The sequence below is a fragment of the Polaromonas sp. P1_F2 genome (assembly GCF_056405735.1).
Genome location: NZ_JBFUBN010000002.1, coordinates 423,696 through 444,723, shown reverse-complemented (window position 1 = coordinate 444,723; position 21,028 = coordinate 423,696). Strand labels below are relative to the sequence as shown.

Annotated in this window: 22 protein-coding genes; 14 read left to right on the top strand and 8 right to left on the bottom strand. The window is 63.3% G+C overall.

The genetic code is table 11. From position 1 onward, the window contains the following. Nucleotides 1-26: 26 nt before the first annotated feature. From AC1D0O_RS06045 to AC1D0O_RS06015, 7 genes are all read right to left on the bottom strand, one after another. Nucleotides 27-1,007 carry a Bug family tripartite tricarboxylate transporter substrate binding protein gene (locus AC1D0O_RS06045; protein ID WP_477652632.1) on the bottom strand — a complete coding sequence of 327 codons (981 nt, stop codon included), beginning with the start codon at nt 1,005-1,007 and terminating at the stop codon, nt 27-29. A gap of 113 nt (nt 1,008-1,120) precedes the next feature. Further along, a complete protein-coding gene (locus tag AC1D0O_RS06040) occupies nt 1,121-2,632 on the bottom strand; it encodes a tripartite tricarboxylate transporter permease (protein ID WP_477652631.1) in 1,512 nt (503 codons plus the stop codon). 13 nt (nt 2,633-2,645) lie between these two features. After that, on the bottom strand, nt 2,646-3,131 hold the full coding sequence (locus AC1D0O_RS06035; protein ID WP_477652630.1) for a tripartite tricarboxylate transporter TctB family protein: 486 nt from the start codon (nt 3,129-3,131) through the stop codon (nt 2,646-2,648). A gap of 221 nt (nt 3,132-3,352) precedes the next feature. After that, complete coding sequence (gene tfpB, locus AC1D0O_RS06030; protein WP_477652629.1) at nt 3,353-5,155, bottom strand: type IV pilus assembly ATPase TfpB; 1,803 nt, start codon at nt 5,153-5,155, stop codon at nt 3,353-3,355. A 67-nt stretch (nt 5,156-5,222) separates the two neighbouring features. Continuing rightward, nucleotides 5,223-6,020: a class I SAM-dependent methyltransferase gene (locus tag AC1D0O_RS06025; RefSeq protein ID WP_477652628.1), complete on the bottom strand. Its 798-nt coding sequence runs from the start codon at nt 6,018-6,020 to the stop codon at nt 5,223-5,225. Beyond that, nucleotides 6,020-6,529 carry a DNA-deoxyinosine glycosylase gene (locus AC1D0O_RS06020; RefSeq protein WP_477652627.1) on the bottom strand — a complete coding sequence of 170 codons (510 nt, stop codon included), beginning with the start codon at nt 6,527-6,529 and terminating at the stop codon, nt 6,020-6,022. Before AC1D0O_RS06020 ends, AC1D0O_RS06025 begins: the two co-directional genes overlap by 1 nt. Further along, complete coding sequence (locus tag AC1D0O_RS06015) at nt 6,526-7,371, bottom strand: TatD family hydrolase (protein ID WP_477652626.1); 846 nt, start codon at nt 7,369-7,371, stop codon at nt 6,526-6,528. The genes AC1D0O_RS06020 and AC1D0O_RS06015 overlap by 4 nt, the downstream gene beginning before the upstream one ends. Nucleotides 7,372-7,579: 208 nt before the next feature. Between AC1D0O_RS06015 and AC1D0O_RS06010 the strand changes: the two genes are divergently transcribed. The 12 genes from AC1D0O_RS06010 to AC1D0O_RS05955 all read left to right on the top strand — a co-directional run bounded on the left by AC1D0O_RS06010 (nt 7,580) and on the right by AC1D0O_RS05955 (nt 18,641). After that, a complete protein-coding gene (locus AC1D0O_RS06010; protein ID WP_477652625.1) occupies nt 7,580-8,656 on the top strand; it encodes an extracellular solute-binding protein in 1,077 nt (358 codons plus the stop codon). A 20-nt stretch (nt 8,657-8,676) separates the two neighbouring features. After that, complete coding sequence (locus tag AC1D0O_RS06005; protein ID WP_477652624.1) at nt 8,677-9,777, top strand: ABC transporter ATP-binding protein; 1,101 nt, start codon at nt 8,677-8,679, stop codon at nt 9,775-9,777. Nucleotides 9,778-9,787: 10 nt separating this feature from the next. Then, entirely contained in the window at nt 9,788-10,696 is a 909-nt protein-coding gene (locus AC1D0O_RS06000; RefSeq protein ID WP_477652623.1) for an ABC transporter permease, read from the top strand. A gap of 16 nt (nt 10,697-10,712) precedes the next feature. Continuing rightward, nucleotides 10,713-11,573, top strand: a complete 861-nt coding sequence (locus tag AC1D0O_RS05995; RefSeq protein ID WP_477652622.1) for an ABC transporter permease — start codon at nt 10,713-10,715, stop codon at nt 11,571-11,573. Nucleotides 11,574-11,914: 341 nt separating this feature from the next. Further along, nucleotides 11,915-12,862: a S1C family serine protease gene (locus AC1D0O_RS05990; protein ID WP_477652621.1), complete on the top strand. Its 948-nt coding sequence runs from the start codon at nt 11,915-11,917 to the stop codon at nt 12,860-12,862. 45 nt (nt 12,863-12,907) lie between these two features. After that, on the top strand, nt 12,908-13,921 hold the full coding sequence (locus AC1D0O_RS05985) for an AAA family ATPase (RefSeq protein ID WP_477652620.1): 1,014 nt from the start codon (nt 12,908-12,910) through the stop codon (nt 13,919-13,921). Beyond that, on the top strand, nt 13,902-14,861 hold the full coding sequence (locus AC1D0O_RS05980; RefSeq protein WP_477652619.1) for a DUF58 domain-containing protein: 960 nt from the start codon (nt 13,902-13,904) through the stop codon (nt 14,859-14,861). The genes AC1D0O_RS05985 and AC1D0O_RS05980 overlap by 20 nt, the downstream gene beginning before the upstream one ends. A gap of 21 nt (nt 14,862-14,882) precedes the next feature. Further along, a complete protein-coding gene (locus tag AC1D0O_RS05975) occupies nt 14,883-15,983 on the top strand; it encodes a VWA domain-containing protein (protein ID WP_477652618.1) in 1,101 nt (366 codons plus the stop codon). 108 nt (nt 15,984-16,091) lie between these two features. Next, complete coding sequence (locus AC1D0O_RS05970; protein WP_477652617.1) at nt 16,092-16,580, top strand: hypothetical protein; 489 nt, start codon at nt 16,092-16,094, stop codon at nt 16,578-16,580. A gap of 318 nt (nt 16,581-16,898) precedes the next feature. Continuing rightward, complete coding sequence (locus AC1D0O_RS05965; protein WP_477652616.1) at nt 16,899-17,237, top strand: hypothetical protein; 339 nt, start codon at nt 16,899-16,901, stop codon at nt 17,235-17,237. A gap of 60 nt (nt 17,238-17,297) precedes the next feature. Continuing rightward, entirely contained in the window at nt 17,298-17,612 is a 315-nt protein-coding gene (locus AC1D0O_RS05960) for a hypothetical protein (protein WP_477652615.1), read from the top strand. 255 nt (nt 17,613-17,867) lie between these two features. Further along, complete coding sequence (locus AC1D0O_RS05955) at nt 17,868-18,641, top strand: DUF5675 family protein (RefSeq protein WP_477652614.1); 774 nt, start codon at nt 17,868-17,870, stop codon at nt 18,639-18,641. A gap of 515 nt (nt 18,642-19,156) precedes the next feature. On the opposite strand, the gene AC1D0O_RS05950 is transcribed toward AC1D0O_RS05955, so the two are convergent. Beyond that, nucleotides 19,157-19,498, bottom strand: coding sequence for a nuclear transport factor 2 family protein (locus tag AC1D0O_RS05950; RefSeq protein ID WP_477652613.1), 342 nt, complete (start codon nt 19,496-19,498; stop codon nt 19,157-19,159). 327 nt (nt 19,499-19,825) lie between these two features. Here AC1D0O_RS05950 and AC1D0O_RS05945 point away from each other — a divergent pair, with 327 nt between their 5' ends. Both AC1D0O_RS05945 and AC1D0O_RS05940 read left to right on the top strand, forming a co-directional pair. Continuing rightward, nucleotides 19,826-20,152: a VOC family protein gene (locus tag AC1D0O_RS05945; protein ID WP_477652612.1), complete on the top strand. Its 327-nt coding sequence runs from the start codon at nt 19,826-19,828 to the stop codon at nt 20,150-20,152. A gap of 259 nt (nt 20,153-20,411) precedes the next feature. Further along, a complete protein-coding gene (locus tag AC1D0O_RS05940; protein WP_477652611.1) occupies nt 20,412-21,026 on the top strand; it encodes a TetR/AcrR family transcriptional regulator in 615 nt (204 codons plus the stop codon). Nucleotides 21,027-21,028 lie beyond the last annotated feature (2 nt).

The window sequence follows — 21,028 nt, the reverse complement described above, 5'->3', positions numbered from 1 at the left end:
GGGCAGGCCCGGCGCGCGCAAGGGAATCAATCAGCCGTGATTTTCCGCTCGGCGATGATTTTTTTCCACTTGGCGGTATCCGCCTTGACCATGGCCGCGAAGGCCGCCGGGCTGCCGCCCGTGGGCTCCGCGCCCAGCCGGGCGAAGCGGTCCTTCACGTCGGCCTCGGCCAGCGCGGCGTTGACGGCCTGGTTGACCTTGGCCGCCAGCTCCTGCGGCAAGCCCTTGGGGCCGTACACGCCGAACCAGGTGACCGACTCGAAGCCCGGCAGGGTTTCCGACACCGTCGGCATGTCGGGCGCGAGCGAGGTGCGCTTGAGCGTGGTCACCGCCAGCGCCCGCAGCTTGCCGTCCCGGACATGCGGCATGCCGGTCACAAAGGAATCGAACAGCACGTCGACCTTGCCGCTGATCAGGTCTGGCATGGCCAGCGCAGTGCCGCGGTAGGGAATGTGCAGGATGAAGGTGCCCGACTGGGCCTTGAAATACTCGCTTGTCAGATGGACGATGGTGCCGTTGCCGCTGGAGGCGTAGTTCAGGCGCCCCGGGTTCTTGCGCGCGTGGTCTATGAACTCCTTCATGTTTTTGGACGGCGAGGAATTGGGCACCAGCACCACGTTGGGCGAGCTCGCCACATAGGCAATGGGCGTGAAGTCGGTGTCGGCGTTGTAGGGGATTTTCGGGTTGATGGCCGGGCCTATGCTGTGCGTGCTCGAGGTCGCCAGCAACAGCGTGTAGCCGTCCGGCGGCGACTTGGAAGCCGCATCGGCGCCTATGGTGCCGCCCGCGCCCGGCCGGTTGTCGACCACCACCGTCTGGCCGATTTTCTCGCCCAGCTTTTGCGACAGCGCGCGCGCCAGGATGTCGGTCGCGCCACCGGCCGGGAAAGGCACGATCATGCGGATGGGTTTGGAGGGATAGGCCTGGGCCATGGCGGGCCCGCTGAACGCCGTGGCCAGAACCGAGCTAAAAGCCGCCGCGAGCTGAATGATATGTTTACGTTTCATTCAGCGATTGTGCAACGGTTTTGGAGGCCGATTAGGCTGCGAACAGGCAAAACAAAAGGCACCCGAAGGTGCCTTTTGCGTGGGCGGGGCCGGGGCTCCGAAAGGGTTCGCGGTCACTCCTCGACGAAGGCTTCCTCGCGCTTGTTCTTGACCGAGGGCAGCAGCACGATGATCAGCAGCAGCAGGGCGGCGCCCAGCAAGCCGGCCGACAGCGGACGCGTGACGAACACGCTCCAGTCGCCGCGCGACAGCAGCAGGGCACGGCGCAGGTTTTCTTCCATCATGGGCCCCAGGATGAAGCCCAGCAGCAAGGGCGCGGGTTCGCAGCCCAGCTTGACGAACAGGTAGCCGATCACACCGAAGATGCCGACCATCCAGATGTCGAAGGTGTTGTTGTTGGTCGAATACACGCCGATCGCGCAGAACAGCACGATGGCCGGGAACAGGTAGCGGTAAGGCACGGTCAGCAGCTTGATCCACATGCCGATCAGCGGCAGGTTCAGGATGATCAGCATCGCGTTGCCGATCCACATCGAGGCGATCAGGCCCCAGAACAGTTCGGGGTTGCTGGTCATGACCTGCGGGCCGGGCTGGATGTTGTGGATCGTCATGGCGCCCACCATCAGGGCCATCACGGCGTTGGGCGGAATGCCCAGCGTCAGCAGCGGGATGAAGGAAGTCTGCGCGCCGGCGTTGTTGGCCGACTCGGGTGCGGCCACGCCGCGGATGTTGCCCTGGCCGAATGGCACTTCGCCCGGTTTCATCCTGATCTTCTTTTCCAGCGCGTAGGCCGCGAAGGCCGCCAGCAAGGCGCCGCCGCCCGGCAAAATACCGAGCGCCGAGCCCAGGAAAGTGCCGCGCAATACGGCGGGCAGCATGTCCTTGAAATCCTGCTTGGTCGGGAACAGGCCGGACACCTTGGCCGTGAACACTTCGCGTTCATGCTCGGGCTGTGCCAGGTTGCTGATGATTTCACCGTAGCCGAACACACCCATGGCGATGGTCACAAAGCCGATGCCGTCGGTCAGTTCGGGAACGTCAAAGCTGAAGCGCGCGACACCGGAGTTCACGTCTGTGCCGACCAGGCCCAGCAGCAGGCCCAGCACGATCATCGCGATGGCCTTGAGCAGCGAGCCCGAAGCCAGCACCACGGCGCCGATCAGGCCCAGCACCATCAGCGCGAAGTATTCGGCGGGGCCGAACTTGAAGGCCAGTTCGGTCAGCGGCGGCGCGAAAGCCGCCAGGATCAGCGTGCCCACGCAACCGGCGAAGAAGGAGCCCAGGCCGGCCGCGGCCAGCGCCGGGCCCGCTCGCCCTTTTCGCGCCATCTGGTAGCCGTCAATACAGGTGACCACCGACGAAGATTCTCCCGGCAGGTTGACCAGGATGGCGGTGGTGGAGCCGCCGTACTGGGCGCCGTAGTAAATACCGGCCAGCATGATCAGCGCCGACACGGGCGGCAGTGCGTAGGTGGCGGGCAGCAGCATGGCGATGGTGGCGACCGGGCCGATGCCGGGCAGCACGCCGATCAGCGTGCCCAGCAGGCAGCCGATAAAGGCATACACCAGGTTGATGGGCGTGAACGCCACGCCAAAACCCAGCGAGAGATTTGCAATCAGATCCATTTTTTATATCTCCTTAGCCGATGAAGAAAGGCCACACCGGGAACTGCAGCTTGAGCAGGACGACAAAGGCGAGGTAACTGCCGATGGCCAACACGGTCGCAAGGATGAAGGTGTTTTTGACTTTCCAGCCGGCTTCGGCCATGCTGGAAATAAAAGTGAGCGCGTAGATGGCGACGATCATGCCCATGGGGGGCAGCTTGATGCTGGGCAGGCCGCCCAGCAGGACGCCGAAGATCAGGTTGGCCAGGATGATGTAGGCCAGCGGCTTCCAGGCCCATTTGCCGATCTTGTCACCGCCTTCGGTTTCGACGACCAGCGACTTGAAGGTGATGCCGGCGCCCAGGAGGGCCATCAGCACGCCCAGCATCAGCGGGAAATAGCCGGGGCCCATGCGGGCGCCTTCGCCCACGTTGTAGGTGGTAGCCCCCCATGCGAACGCCACGCCGACGCCCATGAACATGAGGCCGGAGAAAAAGTCTTTCTGACTCTTGATATTCACGGCTGTCTCCTCAATACATAAAAGAAAGAATCGGTGGATTGTGCATTCAATCCCCCAGGCCCGACATGTGGCTTTCACTTACCTTTCATCAATCTTTCACTTACCCCTCACTTACATAAAAGCAGAGTGCCCTGAAAGAGTGCTGAAAATCCGTGAAAACCCGCAGTCCAGGACCTGTTTACGGCCAGAACAGGCACCGTATTGAGGCCTCTGAACAGGTTTCAGGATAAAGGTGGTGTGGAGGCGAGTATTTCGTCGATGGTGGTCAGGCCTTCCGCCACTTTCAGCGCACCCGCCAGCCGAAGCGGGCGCATGCCTTCGCTGACCGCCTGGCGGCGCAGTGCATCGATGTTCGGCTCCTTGGAGACCTTTTCCTTGAAGCCTTCGGTGACCGTCAGCAATTCATAGAGGCCCATGCGGCCCCGGAAACCCGTCATGCGGCAGTCCACGCAGCCCACCGGTTTGTAGGGCCGGTAGCCGCCGCTGATCTGCCAGGGCTTGACCAGCTCGGCCAGGGTCTCGCGCGCGGCGCTCTCGTCGGGTTCGCGGCAGCTGGGGCACAGGGTGCGCACCAGCCGCTGGGCCAGCACGCCCAGCATGGTGGCGTTGATCAGGTAAGAAGGAATGCCGAGCTCCATCATGCGCGAGACCGCCGACGGCGCGTCGTTGGTGTGCAGCGTGCTGAACACCAGGTGGCCGGTGAGCGCCGCCTGCACCGCCATCTCGGCGGTCTGCAGGTCGCGGATCTCGCCCACCATGATGATGTCCGGGTCCTGCCGCATCAGCGCGCGCAGGCCTTCGGGGAAATCGAAATCCAGGTGCGCCTGCACTTGCGTCTGGTTGAAGGAGGCCTCGATCATCTCGATCGGGTCCTCGATGGTGCTGACGTTGACTTCCTCGGTCGCCAGGCGCTTGAGCGTGGAATACAGCGTGGTGGTTTTGCCCGAGCCGGTCGGCCCGGTGACCAGGATGATGCCGTGCGGCCGCTTGACCAGGCTTTCCCAGCGGTCGGCGTCGTGCTGCGAAAAACCCAGCGCGTCGAGGTTCTTCACCGTGGTGTCCGGATCGAAAATCCGCATCACCATTTTTTCGCCGAAGGCCGTGGGCAGCGTCGACAGGCGCATTTCGATCTCGTCGCCGCGCGGGTTGCGCGTCTTGATGCGGCCGTCCTGCGGGCGGCGTTTTTCCACCACGTCCATGCGGCCCAGCAGCTTGATGCGCGCCGTCATCGCGTTGTGCACGCCCATGGGCAGCTGGTAGACCGGGTGCAGCACGCCGTCGATGCGGAAACGGATCACGCCCTGCTCGCGGCGCGGCTCCAGGTGGATGTCGCTGGCGCGCTGGTCGAAGGCGTACTGCCAGAGCCAGTCCACCACCTGCACCACGCCCTGGTCGTTGGCGTCGAGCTGCTTGTTGCTCTTGTTGAGCTCCACCAGCTGCTCGAAACTCGCCGAGCCCGACGCGCTGCCCGATTTGACCGCCGCCTTGACCGATTTGGCCAGCGCAAAAAACTCGGCCGTGAACTTGGTGATCTCCTGCGGGCTGGCCACCACCAGGCGCACGCTGCGCTTGGCCTGGCGCTCGACTTCCTGCACCCAGTCGGTGATGAAGGGTTCGGAGGTGGCGATCACCACCTCGCTGGGCGTCACCTGCACCGGCAGCACCTTGTGGCGCTCGGCATACATGGCCGACATGGTGTCGGCCACCTTGCCCACGTCCACCTTGAGCGGGTCTATGCGCAGGTAGGCCAGGCCGGCCCGGCCCGCCAGCCACTGCGACATGGTCTCGATGTCCAGCGGCTTGCCGTCGGCCAGCCGTGTCATGCCGACGCTGGCCAGCCGCATCAGCGGCGGCTGCGCGCTCTGCACCTGCGAGCAGCGCGCGATGGTGCGCTGCGCTTCGGCGGCGCTGATCACGCCATCGTCGCCCAGCCACTCCACCAGGATGCGCCAGTCCAGGGGGCCGGCGTGGCCTTTTTTCGCATGCGCATCACGGTGGGGCTTGGGGTGGGTCACAGCGCTCATGGGTGGCACTGTACCCCATCCCTCATGGCTTTTGCCACCCTGCCCGCCCCGGCTTCTTCACCGGACCTTAAGCCACCGGCTTGAACAGCCGCAGCCACTTTTTGGCCGGCAGGTCCCAGCGCGACTCGATCACGCCGGCCTGCAGCAAGAGCGCGGCGCGCTCGGGCCGCGTGGGCTCGCGCTGTGCCAGCACCACGGTGTTGCCTTCGCGCGTCGGCGTGAAGGCCCACACCGCTTCGGGGCCAAAGGCTTCGGCGATCTTGGTCAGCGACTGCAGGTAGCTGGAATCGCGGCCGAAGAGGTTCACCGTCATCACGCCGTCCTCGGCCAGCAGCGCGCGGCAGTCGGCGTAGAAATCGGCGCTGTCCAGCACCGGCGCGGCGGCTTCATGGTCGTAAAGGTCCACGTGCAACAGGTCCACCGTTCCATGGTGGGCCGGCTTCCTGATTTCAGCGGCGGCATCGGCCTCGATCACATGCAGCCGCAGATCGTCGCGCGGCAGCTTGAACCAGACCCGGCAGGCCGTCACCACCTGCGGGTTGATCTCGACGGCCGTCACCTTCATGCGCAGCTTTTTGTAGCAGAACTTGGTCAGCGCGGCCGAGCCCAGGCCCAGCTGCATGGCGTGTTTTTTGGGCATGGCCGCGGCGTCCATGAACAGCAGGCCCGCCATCATGCGCTGCACATACTCGAGCTCGATGTCGTAGGGCGCGTCGCGCAGCATGGAGCCCTGCACCCATTCGGTGCCCAGGTGCAGAAAGCGCACATCGCCGTAGTCCGAGAAATTGACCTCGGGTAACTCCAGTTCCGCGCTCACTTTGGCCACCTGTTTGGCCATTTCTTTGGCCGTATCTTTTCTTTGCATCAAACCAGTCCGTGTTTTTCAAAAACTTCCCGCCAGGCCGCGAGTTTGCGCTCAAAACTCCAGGAGGCGTTCGCCGGGCTGGTCGAGGGTAACTTGTAGACCGGCAAGCCCAGCGCCAGTGTGTGCTTTGAATGCTTGAAGCTTTCGCCGCCGTTGTGGGCGATCGCTTCCAGCGCCGGGCACAGCCGGCGCAGGCTCGCCAGGTCGTTCACTTCCGCGTTGCGGATCGCGCTGTCCAGGCTGCCCTCGCGCTCGCAGGCCGCGTACACGTCCCACAAGCCCAGGCCTTTGGACAGCAGCCATTCGCGGCGGACCTTATAGCCATCGGGCCCCGCATCCGAAGGGCCGGGCGGCCAGAGCGCCTTGAGGATTTTCCAGAAATGGTTTTGCGGGTGGCCGTAGTACTGCTGCGCCGCCAGCGAGGCCGCACCCGGAAAGCTGCCCAGGATGAGCAGGCGCGTATTGCTGGAGACCAGCGGCGCCAGGCCTTCCAGAGGCACCGCCTTCATGCGAGCAGCGCCCCCAGCTTGGGCAGGGCGTGCCGCGCATTGGCCGTGGTCGCGGCCGCCAGCGCGTCCACGCTGATGCCGCGCAGTTCCGCCACCTGCTGCGCGATGCGCGGCAGCTCGCCCGGCTCGTTGCGGCCTTGCGGCTTGCCGGCCTCGCGCTCGGCCGCCGTGGTGTAGATCCAGTGAGGCGGGATGTCGGGCGAATCGGTTTCCATCACCAGCGCCTCCAGCGGCAGCTCGGTCGCCAGGCGCCTGAGCTGCAGTGCCGGCTCAAAGGTCACGGCGCCGCCGAAACCGAGCTTGAAACCCAGCTTGAGGAACTCCTCCGCCTGCTGCGCGCTGCCGTTGAACGCGTGGCCTATGCCGTGCCAGCCGCCTTCGGGCGCCAGATCGCGCAGGTGCTTGAGCAGCTTGTCGGCCGAGCGCCGCACATGCAGGATCACCGGCAGGCCGTGCTTACGCGCCAGCTTGAGCTGCTCACGGTAAAAGTGCTCCTGGCGCTCGCGCTGGGGGCTTTGCGTGAGCGCCGGCACAAAATAATCAAGGCCAATTTCACCGACCGCCACCAGCCGCGGGTCCTCACGCCTGAGCGCGAGTTCCGCGTCCAGCGCCTGCAGGTCCTCATCACGCGCCTGCGGTACGCACAGCGGGTGTATGCCCAATGCATAGCTGTCCGAGAAGCGGTGCGCCAGCACGCGCACCGCCTCAAAGTTGAACACACCCACCGCCGGCAGCACGCAGTGCGCCACGCCGTTTGCGGCGGCCCGCGCGCGCACCTCGGCGACGTCGGCGGCCAGTTCCCCGGCGTCCAGGTGGCAATGGGTGTCTATCCAGAAAGTCATGCGCTACGTAGAGGATAAGTAGATGGTGGAAGAAAAAACAACGGAGCCCGGCCAGTCGCCAAAGATGTTGACACAGAAATGAAATCGGGACACCCTATGCTTTTTTTCAGGCGGAACATCTACCCGTTCGGCACCGTTTTCGCTCCGGTTTCTTTCACTGCTCCTTTTCGTCAACCCCCGTCCAAGCGGACATCCCAAGGAAAGCCATATGAAATTATCCCGCCTGATGAGCCAGATTCTCGGCGCCGGCCTTGTTGCCTCCAGCCTCGCCGGCACCGCCTGGGCACAAGACCAGAAGTTGCGGCTGATCACCTGGGCCGACTACGTCCCCGCCGACGTCGTGGCGCAGTTCAAGAAGGAAACCGGCATCGACGTCGAGCTGACGCTCTCGAACAACGAGGAAATGATCTCCAAGCTGCGCGCCACCGGCGGCGCCGGCTTCGACCTGGCCCAGCCCTCGCAGGACCGCATCACCGGCCCGCAGCAGGAGTTCGGCATCTACAAGCCCATGGACCTCAGCAAGATCAAGTCCGATCTCTTCATCCCCTCCATGCTCGAAGCCACCAAGAAGAACACCACACTGGACGGCAAGGTCTACGGCCTGCCGCACATCTGGGGCACCGACGGCCTGGTCGTCAACACCAAGCTGGCCAAGATGGCCGACTACCCCGACCTCTGCAAGGCCGAGTTCAAGGGCAAGACCGCCGTGCGCCTGAAGCGCCCCACCCTGCTGGCCTTCGCCTTCGCCTCCGGCAAGGACCCCTTCGCGCTGTACAAGGACCCGAAAGCCTACGGCGCGCTGATGGATGAAGTCGGCAAGACCATGATCGCCTGCAAGGGCAACATCAAGTTCTACTGGGACAACAAGGACCAGCTGCTCAACGGCATGCGCGCCGGCGAAGTCGTGGGCGCCATGATGTGGGACACCGGCGGCTGGAAGCTCAATGGCGAGAAACCCGAGATCCAGTTCATCGCGCCCAAGTCCGGCGCCCTCGGCTGGATAGACACCTTCGCCATCCCCGCCAAGGGCCGCAACGATGCCGCCGCCTACGCCTGGATCAACTTCAACATGCGCCCTGAAATCGCCGCCAAGGTCGCGGGCTCGGCCGGCAACTTCACCGCCTCCAAGGGCGCCGACCAACTCGCCGACCCCAAGCTCAAGGCCCAGTTCGCCGCCAGCTTCCCCGAGGCCGCGCTGAAAAACGTCAAGTGGTACCCAGCTGTGCCCGCCGGCATCGAGGACATCGAAGGCCGCGTACTGGACCGCATCAAGGCCGCCCAGTAACCGCCACCTCCGCGCCCACGGTGCACGCAGACCTGCAAGCCGAGCACGTCGGTAAAACCTACGCCGGCCAGCCCGCCGTGAAGGATTTGTCCTTCACGGTGGAGCGCGGCAGCTTTTTCTCCATCCTCGGCCCGTCGGGCTGCGGCAAGACCACGCTGCTGCGCATGATCGCCGGCTTTCTGTCGCCCGACGCGGGCCAGATCCACATCGGCGGCAAGCCCATGAACGGCGTGCCGCCCAACCAGCGGCCCGTCAACATGGTGTTCCAGCACCTGGCGCTGTTCCCCATGATGTCCGTCGGCGAGAACGTCGGCTACGGCCTGGCGCGGCGCGGCCTGTCGCGCACCGACATCGCCGCCAAGGTCGGCGCCATGCTGGAGCGCGTGAGCCTGCCCGGCATGCAGGACAAGCGCGTCGACCAGCTCTCGGGCGGGCAGCGCCAGCGCGTGGCCATCGCGCGCAGCCTGGTGCTCGAGCCCACGCTGCTGCTGCTCGACGAGCCGCTGGGCGCGCTCGACCTCAAGCTGCGCGAGCACATGAAGGTCGAGCTCAAGCAGCTGCAGGCCGCCTTCGGCACCACCTTTGTCTACATCACGCACGACCAGTCCGAGGCGCTGGTGCTGTCCGACCATGTCGCCGTGATGAACGCCGGCAGCTTCGAGCAGGTCGGCACGCCGCAGCAGCTCTATTACCAGCCGCAAACCCCGTTTGTGGCCGGCTTTGTCGGCGCCAACAACAAGCTGGCCGCCAGCACCGGTGCGGCCGGCGCGGAGGCCGGCGCCGTGGTCGCGCTCATCACCGGCGACGGCCTGGCCCTGCGCGCCCGCGCAGCCGGCCGGCTGCAGCCCGAGCAGGCGGTGCAGGCCTTCGTACGGCCCGAGGCCATCAACCTGGCACGCGACGCGACCGAACTGCCGGCCAACCACACGGTCTATGCCGGCCAGGTCGAAAGCCTGCTGTTCGACGGCGCCAACTCCGCCGTGCTGCTGCGCGAAACCGCCAGCCGCACCGAGTTCCGCATCGCGCTGCCGCAGACCGGGCGCTTCGCCGATCTGCGCATCGGCGAGACGGTGGCTTTCAGCTTCGACCCGGAGCAGGCCGTCTGCTTCGGCAATACCTGAGGCCGCAGCCATGCAAGCCGCGGCCGTCCTGCCCTCCACCGGTGCGCCGGGTTCGGGCCAGTCACAGGCCCGGCTGATCCTGTTGTTGCTGCTGGCGCCGGCCCTGGTCTGGCTTATCGGCCTGATCGTGCTACCGCACATAGACCTCGCCGTGCTGTCGCTGCGCGAGCGCATCGCGCCGCGCCAGTACGCGCCCAGCCTCGCGCAGTACCGCACCTTCATCGACGAGCCGCTGTACTGGCACACCTTTGTGCGCACCGCGCTGATGTCCATCCTGGCCACAGTCATCACGCTGCTGCTGGCTTTCCCCATCGCCTGGACCATCGCCAAGCTGGTGCGCGGCCGCGTCAAGTCGCTGCTGCTGGTGATGTGCCTGATCCCTTTCTGGGTCAGCGAGACCGTGCGCACCCTGGGCTGGATGATTTTGCTGCGCGAATCCGGCGTGCTGCCCGCCGTGCTGGTGCAACTGGGCATCACCGGTGCGCCGGTCGAGCTGCTCTACCGCGACGCCACCATCCTGGTCGGCCTGGTCTACACCTCCATGCTCTTCATGGTGGTGCCGCTGATCAGCGCACTCGAAAGCCTGGACGACACCCTGATCGAAGCCGCCTACGACCTGGGCGGCAACGGCCCCTCCATCCTGCGCCAGATCGTGATCCCGCATGCCGCGCCCGGCATCCTCGCCGGCTGCATCGTGGTCTTCATGCTGACCCTGGGCAACTACCTCACGCCCACGCTGCTGGGCGGCAAAAATTCGCTATGGTTCACCGAGCAGATCTACACGCAGTTCATCACGCGCTTTAACTGGGAACAGGGCGCGGCCTTTGGCTTTTTGCTGCTGGGTTTGTCCACGGCTATCGTCTGGCTTGGGTTGAAACTCACCGGCCAGAAGTTCGGCGAAGTGATGCGGCGTTCATGACCATGAAAGCTTCCGCATGATCGCCTCCCTGCCCCGCCCCGCCTGGCTGCGCGCCGGCACCTGGGCCTATGCCCTGGCGTTTTTCGCCTTCCTGTTCCTGCCGCTGGTGGTGGTCGCCGTGTTCGCCTTCAACGACGCGCCCTACCCGGCGCCACCCTGGCGCGGCTTCACGCTCGACTGGTTTTTCGGCAGCAAGGCCGGCCGCAGCGGCCTGTTTTCCGACGGGCCCATGCTGGCCAGCCTCTGGACCAGCGTGGTCGTGGCCGCCTGGGTCACGGTGCTGGCCGTGCTGGTCGGCACCACCAATGCTTTTTTGATCGAACGCGCGCGCTTCCCCGGCAAGCAGGCCCTGTCTTTCCTGATGCTGGCGCCGCTGGTGATCCCCGGCGTCATCCTGGGCATCTCCATCCTGGCCTTCGCCAGCCGGATGGCGCAGCTGGCCGACGACTGGTGGGGCCTGGAACTCGACTTTTTGCGCCCCGGCCTGCCCCTGGTGGTGATAGGCCAGTTTTCCTACATCGTCTCCATCGCCACCCTGGTCATCACCGCGCGCCTGAAACGGTTTGACATGACTTTGGAAGAAGCCGCCTACAACCTGGGCGCATCCCGCGCCGCCGTCTTCACCACCATCACCCTGCCCTACCTGAAACCCGCGCTCATAGGCGCGGCCGCGATCTCGTTTTTGATGTCCTTCGAGAACTTCAACACCACCCTGATGCTGGTCGGCTCGGACGCGCCGCTCACCGTCATGATGTACGGCCGCATGCGCGAAGGCGCGACGCCGGTGCTCAATGCGGTGAGCCTGTTCCTGATGCTGGCTTCGGCTGCGCTGGCGCTGACGCTGCTGCGCAAACCCGCGGATTCCCCCGGGCACTGATGACGGCTTCTTGCCCCCTCTCCCTCTGGGAGAGGGTTGGGGTGAGGGCCGGCGGCCGTAACAAGCCAGGCAATCGTTCGACCGCCGCAGGCCCCCACCCCCAACCGCCCCCAGCGGGGGAGGGAGCAAAGACCTAGCATCAACGCCAAGAGGTTTTTTTGAAGGTTTCCAGCACCCCGAGCGCTTTACAAAGCCCTTCCAGCGGATAGCCAAATGGCGTGCATGGATGAAGGAATCGTGATACGGTGCATCTGTAAATACAGGGCCTGGAAACCGCCTTCCAACCGATTTTTCGCCCCGTATCAGCCCGGTTTTGACACTTTGACCTCAGAGGTGAACGGATGCGCAGGCCAGCCCTTTACAGCAGTTCAAACCGTCCGGCGCAGGGCGCGGATGACGCCCAGGCGCAGCCGCCCGGCGAAGCCACCACCGCGGACGCCGTCCCAGCTTCCCCTCCCCCACCTTCCCGCTTCCCCCGCCTTGCCCGGCTCAGCCAGCGGCTGGCGCGCCACCAGCTCTACCTGCTGTGGTCCGTCGTCGGCCTGCTGGCCCTGCTGCTGGCCTTCAGCTTTGCCTCGCCGCTGCGCAACCCGGCGCGCAAGCTGACCCAGGAAGACATCAACGCGGCCGTGCTCAAAACCCTGGAAACCACGGTGCTGCCCTCGCCCGGCACCAAGGCCTATGACACCATCATTCCCTCGGTCGTGCGCATCGTCGGCCTGGGCAAGGACAAGGACGGCAAGGAAGACGGCGAGCGCAGCGTCGGCACCGGCGTGGTCATCGTCGACAAGGGCATCATCCTGACCAACCTGCACGTGGTGCAGAACGCCCAGACCATCAAGATCACCTTCGCCGACGGCCTGGAATCCACCGCCAGCATCACCGGCGTGCAGCCCGAGAACGACCTGGCCGTGCTGCAGGCCCACAAGATCCCCGACGACCTGATCGCCGCCACCATGCGCTCCACCGCCGACCTGGCCCCCGGCGACCAGGTCATGGCCGTCGGCTATCCCTTCGGCATAGGGCCCTCGGCCTCGCAGGGCGTGATCTCCGGGCTCAAGCGCAACTTCCGCTCGCCCGAGGGCAAGCAGATGATGAGCAACCTGATCCAGTTCGACGCCGCCGCCAACCCCGGCAACTCCGGCGGCCCGCTGGTCACCATGGACGGCGAGGTCATCGGCATCGTCACCGCCATCTTCAACCCCAACCAGCAGCGCACCTTTGTCGGCATCGGCTTCGCCGTGCCCATCGAGAACGCCGCCTCGGCCGCCGGCATGCCGCCGTTCTGAACACCTTCCACACCTCCTGACCCCAGCCTGCAAGGACCCCGCCGCATGGAACAGACCACTCCGCAAAACGCCAACCACGACACCGCCCAGCTCATGGAGCAGATCCTTTACGAGGTCAAGCGCGTGGTGGTCGGGCAGGACCGCTTCCTCGAGCGCGTCATGGTCGCCATCCTGGCCCAGGGCCACCTGCTGGTCGAGGGTGTGCCCGGCCTGGCCAAAACCCTGACCATCAAGACCCTGGCCAACACCGTGCAGGGCCAGTTCAAGCGCATCCAGTTCACGCCCGACCTGGTGCCGGCCGACCTGGTGGGCACCCGCATCTACAACCAGAAAACCGGCGAGTTCAGCACCTCGCTGGGCCCCGTCTTCACCAACCTGCTGCTGGCCGACGAAATCAACCGCGCGCCCGCCAAGGTGCAGAGTGCGCTGCTCGAGGTCATGCAGGAGCGCCAGGTCACGATTGCCGGCACCACCCACAAAGTGCCCGATCCCTTTTTGGTCATGGCCACGCAGAACCCCATCGAAACCGAAGGCACCTACCCGCTGCCCGAGGCCCAGGTCGACCGCTTCATGATGAAGGTGCTGGTCGACTACCCCACCGACGAGGAAGAATTTGTCATCGTCCAGCGCGTCACCGGCTCGGCCGTCGCCGTGAGCGCCGTTGCCACCACCGAACAGCTGGCCGCGCTGCAGGCCGAGTGCCGCCGCATCTACGTCGACCCCTCGCTGGTGCAGTACGCCGTGCGCCTGGTCTCAGCCACCCGCACCCCCGTCAAGCATGGGCTGAAGGATTTGCAGCGCTTCATCACCTTCGGCGCCAGCCCGCGCGCCACCATCAACCTGACCGAAGGCGCGCGCGCCCTGGCCCTGCTGCGCGGCCGCAGCTATGCCCTGCCCGAAGACATGACCGACCTGGTGCCCGACGTGCTGCGGCACCGCCTGGTGCTGTCGTATGAAGCGCTGTCCGAAGGGCTTACCGCCGACGGGCTCATCGCCAAAATCATGGCAAAAATCCCCCAGCCCGCGAAACCCTTAGAGCATGAAAAACTCGCCGCCTGAACCGGTCAAATCCGCTGCCGCCAACGCAGACCAACTGCTGCGCCGGCTCGAGTGGACGGTGCTGCGCCGCCTCGACGGCCTGCTGCAAGGCGACTACCGCACGCTACTGCGCGGCACCGGCATGGATCTGGCCGACCTGCGCGAGTACCAACACCATGACGACGTACGCCACATCGACTGGAACGTCACCGCGCGGCTTGAACAACCCCATGTGCGCGTCTTCACCGAAGACCGCGAGATGAGCGCCTGGTTTTTGCTGGACCTGAGCCCGTCGATGGACTTCGGCTCCAGCGAGCAGCGCAAGCGCAATGTCTCGGCCGAATTTGTCGCCGTGCTGGCCCGCATGCTGACCCGCCACGGCAACCGCGTGGGCGCCATGCTGTATGGATCGGGCGTCGACGCCGTGATCCCCGCGCGCGGCGGCCGCCACCATGTGCTGCATTTGCTGCACACCCTGCAGACCAGGCCTGAAACAAGCGACCTCGGCCCGACACGCCTGCACGAGCTGCTCGAATCCGCCGCCAACCTGGTGCGCCGCCGTTCCACCGTGTTCGTCGTGTCCGACTTCATCAGCGAACCCGGCTGGGAGAAACCCCTGGGCCAGTTGGCCCGCCGCCATGAGGTGGTGGCCGTGCGCCTGCTCGACCCGCTGGAGCTGGACCTGCCCGACCTGGGCCTGATCCCGATACGCGACGTCGAAACCGGCGAACAGTTGCTGGTCGACACCCATGACGCCGGCTTCCGCAAACGTTTTGCGCGCATCGCGGCTCAGCGCGAGGCCGATTTAAGGCAGGCGCTGGCCCGCGCCGGCGTTGACGCGCTGGAACTCTCGACCGACGACAACCTGGTCGACGCCATCATGCGTTTCACCGAACTGCGCAAGCGCCGCAGCCGCACATCGGGTGGCGCCATGCCCACCCACCTGAAGCGCGCCGCCTGACGCTGCCAAGGACATCTCACCATGAACCTTCCCAGCTGGCTCACCTCCTTCATGTCCAAACTGCCCTTGCCGACGTTTTTGTGGCCGGAATTTCTGTGGCTGCTGCTCGCGATCCCGCTGCTGGTGCTCATCTACATCTGGCTGCTGCGCCGCAAGAAAAAAATGGCGCTGCGTTACGCCAGCCTCTCCATCGTGCGCGAAGCCATGGGCCGCGGCCAGAGCTTCCGCCGGCATGTGCCGCCGATACTCTTCCTGCTGTCGATTGCCGCCATGCTGGTCGCCGCCTCGCGCCCCTTCGCCGTCATCAGCCTGCCCTCACAACGCGAAACCATCATCCTCGCCATGGACGTCTCCGGCAGCATGCGCGCCGCCGACGTCTTGCCCAATCGCCTGGTCGCCGCGCAGAACGCCGCCAAGGCTTTCCTCGCCGACCTGCCGCGCAATGTGCGCGTAGGCATCGTCGCCTTCGCCGGCACGGCCTCCGTCGTGCAGCAACCCACACTGAGCCGCGAAGACCTGGTCGTCGCCATCGACAAATTCCAGTTGCAGCGCGGCACCGCGATTGGCAACGGCATCGTCGTCTCGCTGGCCGAACTGTTCCCCGATGCCGGCATTGATTTAGCGTCCATGCAATACGGCCGCGAAAAACCGCGCGGCACCTCCATAGACCAGGCCCTGGCCCCCGACAAGGGCGCGAAGAAGGAGTTCGTCCCCGTCGCCCCCGGCTCCTACACCTCAGGCGCCATCATCCTGCTGACCGACGGCCAGCGCACCACAGGCGTGGATTCTTTGGACGCCGCCAAAGCCGCCGCCGACCGCGGCGTGCGTGTCTACACCGTGGGTGTCGGTACGGTCGATGGCGAAACGATTGGCTTTGAAGGCTGGTCCATGCGCGTCAAGCTCGATGAGGAGACCTTGAAGGGCATCGCCCGGACTACTCAGGCGGAGTACTTCTATGCCGGTACCGCGGCGGACTTGAAGAAAGTCTATGAGACCTTGAGTTCTCGGTTGGCGATTGAGAAGAAGGAGACGGAGATTTCCGGTTTACTTGCGCTGCTGGCGGCTGCGCTGGCCTTGGTGTCGGCTAGTTTGTCGCTGCTTTGGTTTAATCGGATTCTTTGAGGGCTAAAAGCCTTCCCTGGCGGAGCGACCAAGACTTGCCGGCAAGCCTCTTGCCGCTGGTGTTGCGGTATACATTAGCTGGATTCCTGAACACCGATTCACTCGCACATGCGTCACAAGGTTTCCGAAAAATACATCACCATGCGCCGTGGCGGACCCCGCCGCTTATTCATCATGATGTCGTCTGTGCTGGCCTTGTTTGCCCTTCTCGCGTTCTCGCAGCGGAATCATCCAGACAACGCGTCGCCTTTCGGACCATTGGTCATCGTCATTGCAACAACCGGCGCTATCGGCTTTTTCCAGTCGCGGCGCATGTCGAAGACCACCACGGAGCTGGAATCGCTGACCGTCGAGGTGACCAGTGAAGGAATCGCACTCGAAACACCAGGCGTGCGTCACGTCTTCCGCGCTGCCCAGGTTTCAAAGGTTCTGATGTATCGCACCTACTTTTCACCGAACATCTACTGCACTGGATTGCAGGTTGAGAGCCACCTGATCGCGCTACCCCCGCTGGAGCAGAATGACGCATTCATCGCCGGACTTCGCGTCGCTGCACCTCATGCCCAATTTCTTGTCCGGCGACAGCTAATTGTTTAGCCACGAATCCGCCCCTCAGGAGCTAGCCCAGTAGCGCAAGTTTTTATACTGAGAGTCAACGTTCGGCCCATCTGCCCAAGAGTTCTCAGCACTCGTACTGCTTCCGCTTATTTGTGCCGTCGTCCTCGGACTGACCATGCTATTCCGTCTTCGCACCTTTGCAGCCTTGCTTGCTGCGTGCATGGGTAGAACCGAAGCATTGAACTCGCCCGCATGAAGGCGTGCCGCCCGGTGGCGCGCCGGCCGACAACGAAGCCGCTTGGCGCATGTCGCTGGCCAAGCTGGCAAAACTGGTGGAGGGCTGAAGCCTTGGAATCAATGAACAAAGACCGTGAGCCTGAAGAAGCGTCCTTCTGCGGCCTGCTGCGCGGCCTTCTGGCGTGGCTCCTCATGATTTTTTGCCTTGGCTTTTTGATGCGGGAGGTTTACCTGCGCTACACCGGAGTGAGGTTTTCGCTGGACCCGCTCTACTGGTACCTGTTCGTCGAACACCGTGCGATCTCGATGCCTATCATCGTCCTGACCTTGGTCACCGCACTGCTTGTCGACCACATCCATGCCAAACGCAACCCACAGCCCACACTGGGGCTCCTTTCGAAGGTCGTGGCGCTTTGTGCCATCGCACTGGCGGGGTACATTTCCATCAATGGCATCTGACGATCGCGCGCCCCGGTCAGCGATCCGTTTGTTCCAGATTTTTCCCCACAGGTAGACCCCATGCCGCTCTCCGGTAGCGACTACATGAAACAGCGAGCGATCAGCTTCCAGCAGCTCCGCGCAAGACTGCTCGCCCGTTACTTCGTCCCCGGCATGGCTTTCCTGCTTGCCTTCGTTGTGGCTTTGGTGATGGAGGCGCCTGCCTGGCTTCAATTTTCAATCTTCGGCGTGGCCTTTGTGCTTCTGTCCATTGGCGGAGCAAAGTACAAATGTCCCGTGTGCGCTCGAACTCCAGGCGGAGTTGATGGCCTGGACTTCAACCCCAAGTCTTGCGGCCATTGCGGGACCATCCTGCTGTGGCGCGATGCGGCTTGACGGCAGAAATCCCTTCGCACCAACGACACTTGGCTCGAGCACCCATTCTCCAGCCGAGCCTGAATAACAAAAGCCTGTAGCTCGGCCATCCTGCCAATCCCAAAAAACGCCGAACATCGCAGGAGGAATGGCGGGCAGCATTCGCAACAAGTACTCCAATTGCAGGATGTCGTTTCAACGACCAACCCGATAGCATATCGCTTGTTAGCCGTCATCCCTCCAATACTTGAGCCTCAATAGTGGAAAGCCATATATATGCACCCCAATTTCGCAGTAGCACTTCGGATCGCCATCTCATGCGTAGCCTTGGCGCTGAATACCCCCGCGAGCGCTGCTGACGAATTCAAGGTGCTGATCGAAAGGACGGGGTTAAGCGAGAACGCACTCACCGGGACAATTTCCGTCAATGGAAAGGTCATTGGCCCAACGATGGAAAACGAAGACTTGAAGATAGAGCCTGGAATTTATCGCGGAGTCATGCGCTATCAATCGAGCAAGAACTTCGTCCAGGGTGTTGGCGGTGAGATGGGGCACTCCGGCGATTTCCTGCTGGAGGTATCGCGAGTCCCTCCCAATCGGACGGATATCCTCCTTCATGGCGGCTCCAAACCACAGCATAGCAAGGGCTGCATTCTTTTGGGCGCAGTAACAAAGACGAGCGAAGGCAAGCCTGTCATTTCTGCTGAACATCCGCTGTATGTGCTCAGGGAGTTGTTCTACGGAACACCAGAACCCATATCGTCCCCCAATAAAGACATCGTGGTGGAAGTTGTTGACCGGGTTGATCGGGAAACACCCAAGAACCAAAAAAATATGCCCGGCGCATGGAAAGACTCAAAGGGCAGAACTCTGACCTTTCGCGAAAATGGGCAAGGCGAGTTCAGTGAGTGGAAGGGAAACAAAACCTTCTCCTGGACAGTGAATAAATCAACCTTGAGCATGTCTAACCCAGCGAGAAAGTGGTCCGGCGTGATGAGCATTAACGGCAACCAATTTGGAAACGGAAAGATTACCTACGTGAAGCAATAGACATCAGGGACCACTCAAATAACGCAAGACCTTTAAAACTGAAAGACCAATGTTCGGCCCATCTGCCCAAGAATTTTCAGTACTTATACAGCTCCCGCTTATTTGCGCCGTCGTCCTCGGACTGGTCATGCTGTTTCGTTTTCGAACCTTTCTTGCCCTGATTGGCGCGTGCTTTGTAACCGGTCTCTGGGTGGGGCTAGGCATTGCACTGTTAGGCATACCGTCCCCCCTGGGCGTCCTCATGCTTGCGTTCAGCTTCTGGGCGCTCCTCGTGTTCATGGGGATTGCGGCATATATGTCGTTTCCCGAACCAAAGCCTGTGGTGCTGGCTCCGGCAGGGAAAGACTCTCCCTCGTCGACCCAAGCCTATGTCCCCGTCGGCCCTCCCGGAACTTGCCCAAACTGCCAAAGAACCATTCCGACCGATTCGCGGGAGTGTCCTGGATGCCGCGCCTCTTTTGGTGAAGGCTCGTCATGGGCAGTGGAGCCCAAGGGCTGAGTGGCCGTCAACCAACCTAGACAACAAAAGCCCGCAACCCAGCCATCCTCCCATCCCGAAACCGCCAGACATCACAGTAGGCATGGCGAACATCCTTCCCCGCGTCATCCTTCAAAGTGATCTCCCCAAGCGCCGCAACAAAGTCCCCGTCGGCGATCATCTGGTGGACCTCAAACCTCGGCGGCTCCTTGTACTCGCTCGCCATCCACTCGCGAACGGCGTCCTTTCCCTTCAGCGTCCTGTCACCCACAAATGTCCACTCCGTGTCCTCGGTGCAGAACTTCAGGAATCCTTCGTAGTCACCTTTCATGATGGCCGCGTTGGCTTTTTGCAGAATCTCTTTGTGGCTCTCTGGCATTGAGAAATCTCCTGTTTCAATGGGATGGATTCCAGAGTCTGATCGCGCACAAATACAGGACTTTGTCAGTCACGGGCCGCGCAACACGTAGGCAACAGACTTTCGTGGGGAGTGGGCCAGTCAGCCAAGTCCTACGCCCAAAGCTGAAACCCGGAGCTGGCACTTGGCCCTCACAGGCCTAGCTTGGAATAGACAGCTCGCCAGCGACACACTCACCGCCGGCCAAGGAGGACTTGTGATGAAACTCATGCCGCAACTGGCCTTTAACGGCAACTGCCGCCAGGCCTTTGAACTTTATGAAAAAGTGCTCAGGGCAAGATCACCGTAATGAACGCCCTGGGCGACACGCCGGATGTTCCGCTGCCACCGGGCTCCAAACCTTCGGCGCCCGAACACATACGCTTCGCCGAACTGCAGATGGGCGACTGGGCGCTGCTGGGCAATGACGTGCCGCCCGACGAGTTTGAGCCTATGCGCGGTTTCAACATCTCCCTGCATGCCCAGAGCGTCGCGGAGGCCACTCGCGTCTTTGAGGCCCTGGCAGAGGGCGGCCAAGTCAAGGCGCCGCTGACGCGAATGCCCTGGGCCGCGCGCTTTGGCCAGCTGGTGGATCGCTTTGGGGTGCCCTGGCTGGTTCTGGCCCTGGCCCACTAAGGCCGGCCCATCTGCCGAAAAACCTATCCACAGATTTCACAGATTTACGCAGATTAAGACCATCACGATGCAAAGTCGTGTGGCAGGAGCATGGGCACAGGGATGGAGTCCGAAATACAAATTCCTCCTCTTCAATCTGTGTAAATCTGCGAAATCTGCGGATGGATCTTTTATCCACAGATTACGCAGATTTGCGCAGATAAAACCCATCACGGACCGGCCCAAAACCTTCACAGGGCGTGTTTTGACCAAATAATGTATGATGCACATCATGCGAAACGCAAAACCACCCAAAATCAACGCCCGGTCAGCCGCCAAAGAAGCCTCCCACGAACGCATCGTGTCGGTGGCCGCGCGGGCGATACGGCGCAGCGGTTACGACGGCACGGGCGTGGCCGACATCATGAAAGAGGCCGGCCTGACGCATGGGGCGTTTTATGCGCACTTCGCCTCGCGCGAGGCAATGCTGGCCGAAGCCGCGACCCGGGCCTGCAGCGAGTCTGCCGCCGTGATAGCGGGCGTTGCGGCCGGCTCGCCGCCTGAACAGGCCATGGCGGCCATGCTGCGCGCCTACCTCTCGCCGGAGCACCGGGAGCAGGTGGAGTTGGGCTGCCCCCTGGCCGCGCTGGGCTCGGAGACGCCGCGTCAGGTGCCTGAAGTGCGCCGCGCGATCACCCGTCACGTCAAGGAGATGGTGGACTTTGTCGCCCGCCAGTCGCCCGACTGGGGCCAGCCCGGCGCCCACGAACGCGCGCTGGCGACGGTGGCCACCATGGTCGGCACCTTGCTGGTGGCGCGTGTGGTCGACGAGCCCGCGCTGGCGGACAGCTTTTGCGAAGCCGCGCTGCAGCAGCTGGTTCCGGTTTCCCACTGAAC

What these genes read in the sequence shown, in the direction of transcription:
- AC1D0O_RS06045 (WP_477652632.1), bottom strand. Translation starts at nt 1,007, where the DNA reads ATGAAACGTAAACATATCATTCAGCTCGCGGCGGCTTTTAGCTCGGTT.
- AC1D0O_RS06040 (WP_477652631.1), bottom strand. Translation starts at nt 2,632, where the DNA reads ATGGATCTGATTGCAAATCTCTCGCTGGGTTTTGGCGTGGCGTTCACG.
- tfpB (WP_477652629.1), bottom strand. Translation starts at nt 5,155, where the DNA reads ATGAGCGCTGTGACCCACCCCAAGCCCCACCGTGATGCGCATGCGAAA.
- AC1D0O_RS06025 (WP_477652628.1), bottom strand. Translation starts at nt 6,020, where the DNA reads ATGCAAAGAAAAGATACGGCCAAAGAAATGGCCAAACAGGTGGCCAAA.
- AC1D0O_RS06020 (WP_477652627.1), bottom strand. Translation starts at nt 6,529, where the DNA reads ATGAAGGCGGTGCCTCTGGAAGGCCTGGCGCCGCTGGTCTCCAGCAAT.
- AC1D0O_RS06015 (WP_477652626.1), bottom strand. Translation starts at nt 7,371, where the DNA reads ATGACTTTCTGGATAGACACCCATTGCCACCTGGACGCCGGGGAACTG.
- AC1D0O_RS06010 (WP_477652625.1), top strand. Translation starts at nt 7,580, where the DNA reads ATGAAATTATCCCGCCTGATGAGCCAGATTCTCGGCGCCGGCCTTGTT.
- AC1D0O_RS06000 (WP_477652623.1), top strand. Translation starts at nt 9,788, where the DNA reads ATGCAAGCCGCGGCCGTCCTGCCCTCCACCGGTGCGCCGGGTTCGGGC.
- AC1D0O_RS05995 (WP_477652622.1), top strand. Translation starts at nt 10,713, where the DNA reads ATGATCGCCTCCCTGCCCCGCCCCGCCTGGCTGCGCGCCGGCACCTGG.
- AC1D0O_RS05990 (WP_477652621.1), top strand. Translation starts at nt 11,915, where the DNA reads ATGCGCAGGCCAGCCCTTTACAGCAGTTCAAACCGTCCGGCGCAGGGC.
- AC1D0O_RS05985 (WP_477652620.1), top strand. Translation starts at nt 12,908, where the DNA reads ATGGAACAGACCACTCCGCAAAACGCCAACCACGACACCGCCCAGCTC.
- AC1D0O_RS05980 (WP_477652619.1), top strand. Translation starts at nt 13,902, where the DNA reads ATGAAAAACTCGCCGCCTGAACCGGTCAAATCCGCTGCCGCCAACGCA.
- AC1D0O_RS05975 (WP_477652618.1), top strand. Translation starts at nt 14,883, where the DNA reads ATGAACCTTCCCAGCTGGCTCACCTCCTTCATGTCCAAACTGCCCTTG.
- AC1D0O_RS05970 (WP_477652617.1), top strand. Translation starts at nt 16,092, where the DNA reads ATGCGTCACAAGGTTTCCGAAAAATACATCACCATGCGCCGTGGCGGA.
- AC1D0O_RS05965 (WP_477652616.1), top strand. Translation starts at nt 16,899, where the DNA reads ATGAACAAAGACCGTGAGCCTGAAGAAGCGTCCTTCTGCGGCCTGCTG.
- AC1D0O_RS05960 (WP_477652615.1), top strand. Translation starts at nt 17,298, where the DNA reads ATGCCGCTCTCCGGTAGCGACTACATGAAACAGCGAGCGATCAGCTTC.
- AC1D0O_RS05955 (WP_477652614.1), top strand. Translation starts at nt 17,868, where the DNA reads ATGCACCCCAATTTCGCAGTAGCACTTCGGATCGCCATCTCATGCGTA.
- AC1D0O_RS05950 (WP_477652613.1), bottom strand. Translation starts at nt 19,498, where the DNA reads ATGCCAGAGAGCCACAAAGAGATTCTGCAAAAAGCCAACGCGGCCATC.
- AC1D0O_RS05945 (WP_477652612.1), top strand. Translation starts at nt 19,826, where the DNA reads ATGAACGCCCTGGGCGACACGCCGGATGTTCCGCTGCCACCGGGCTCC.
- AC1D0O_RS05940 (WP_477652611.1), top strand. Translation starts at nt 20,412, where the DNA reads ATGATGCACATCATGCGAAACGCAAAACCACCCAAAATCAACGCCCGG.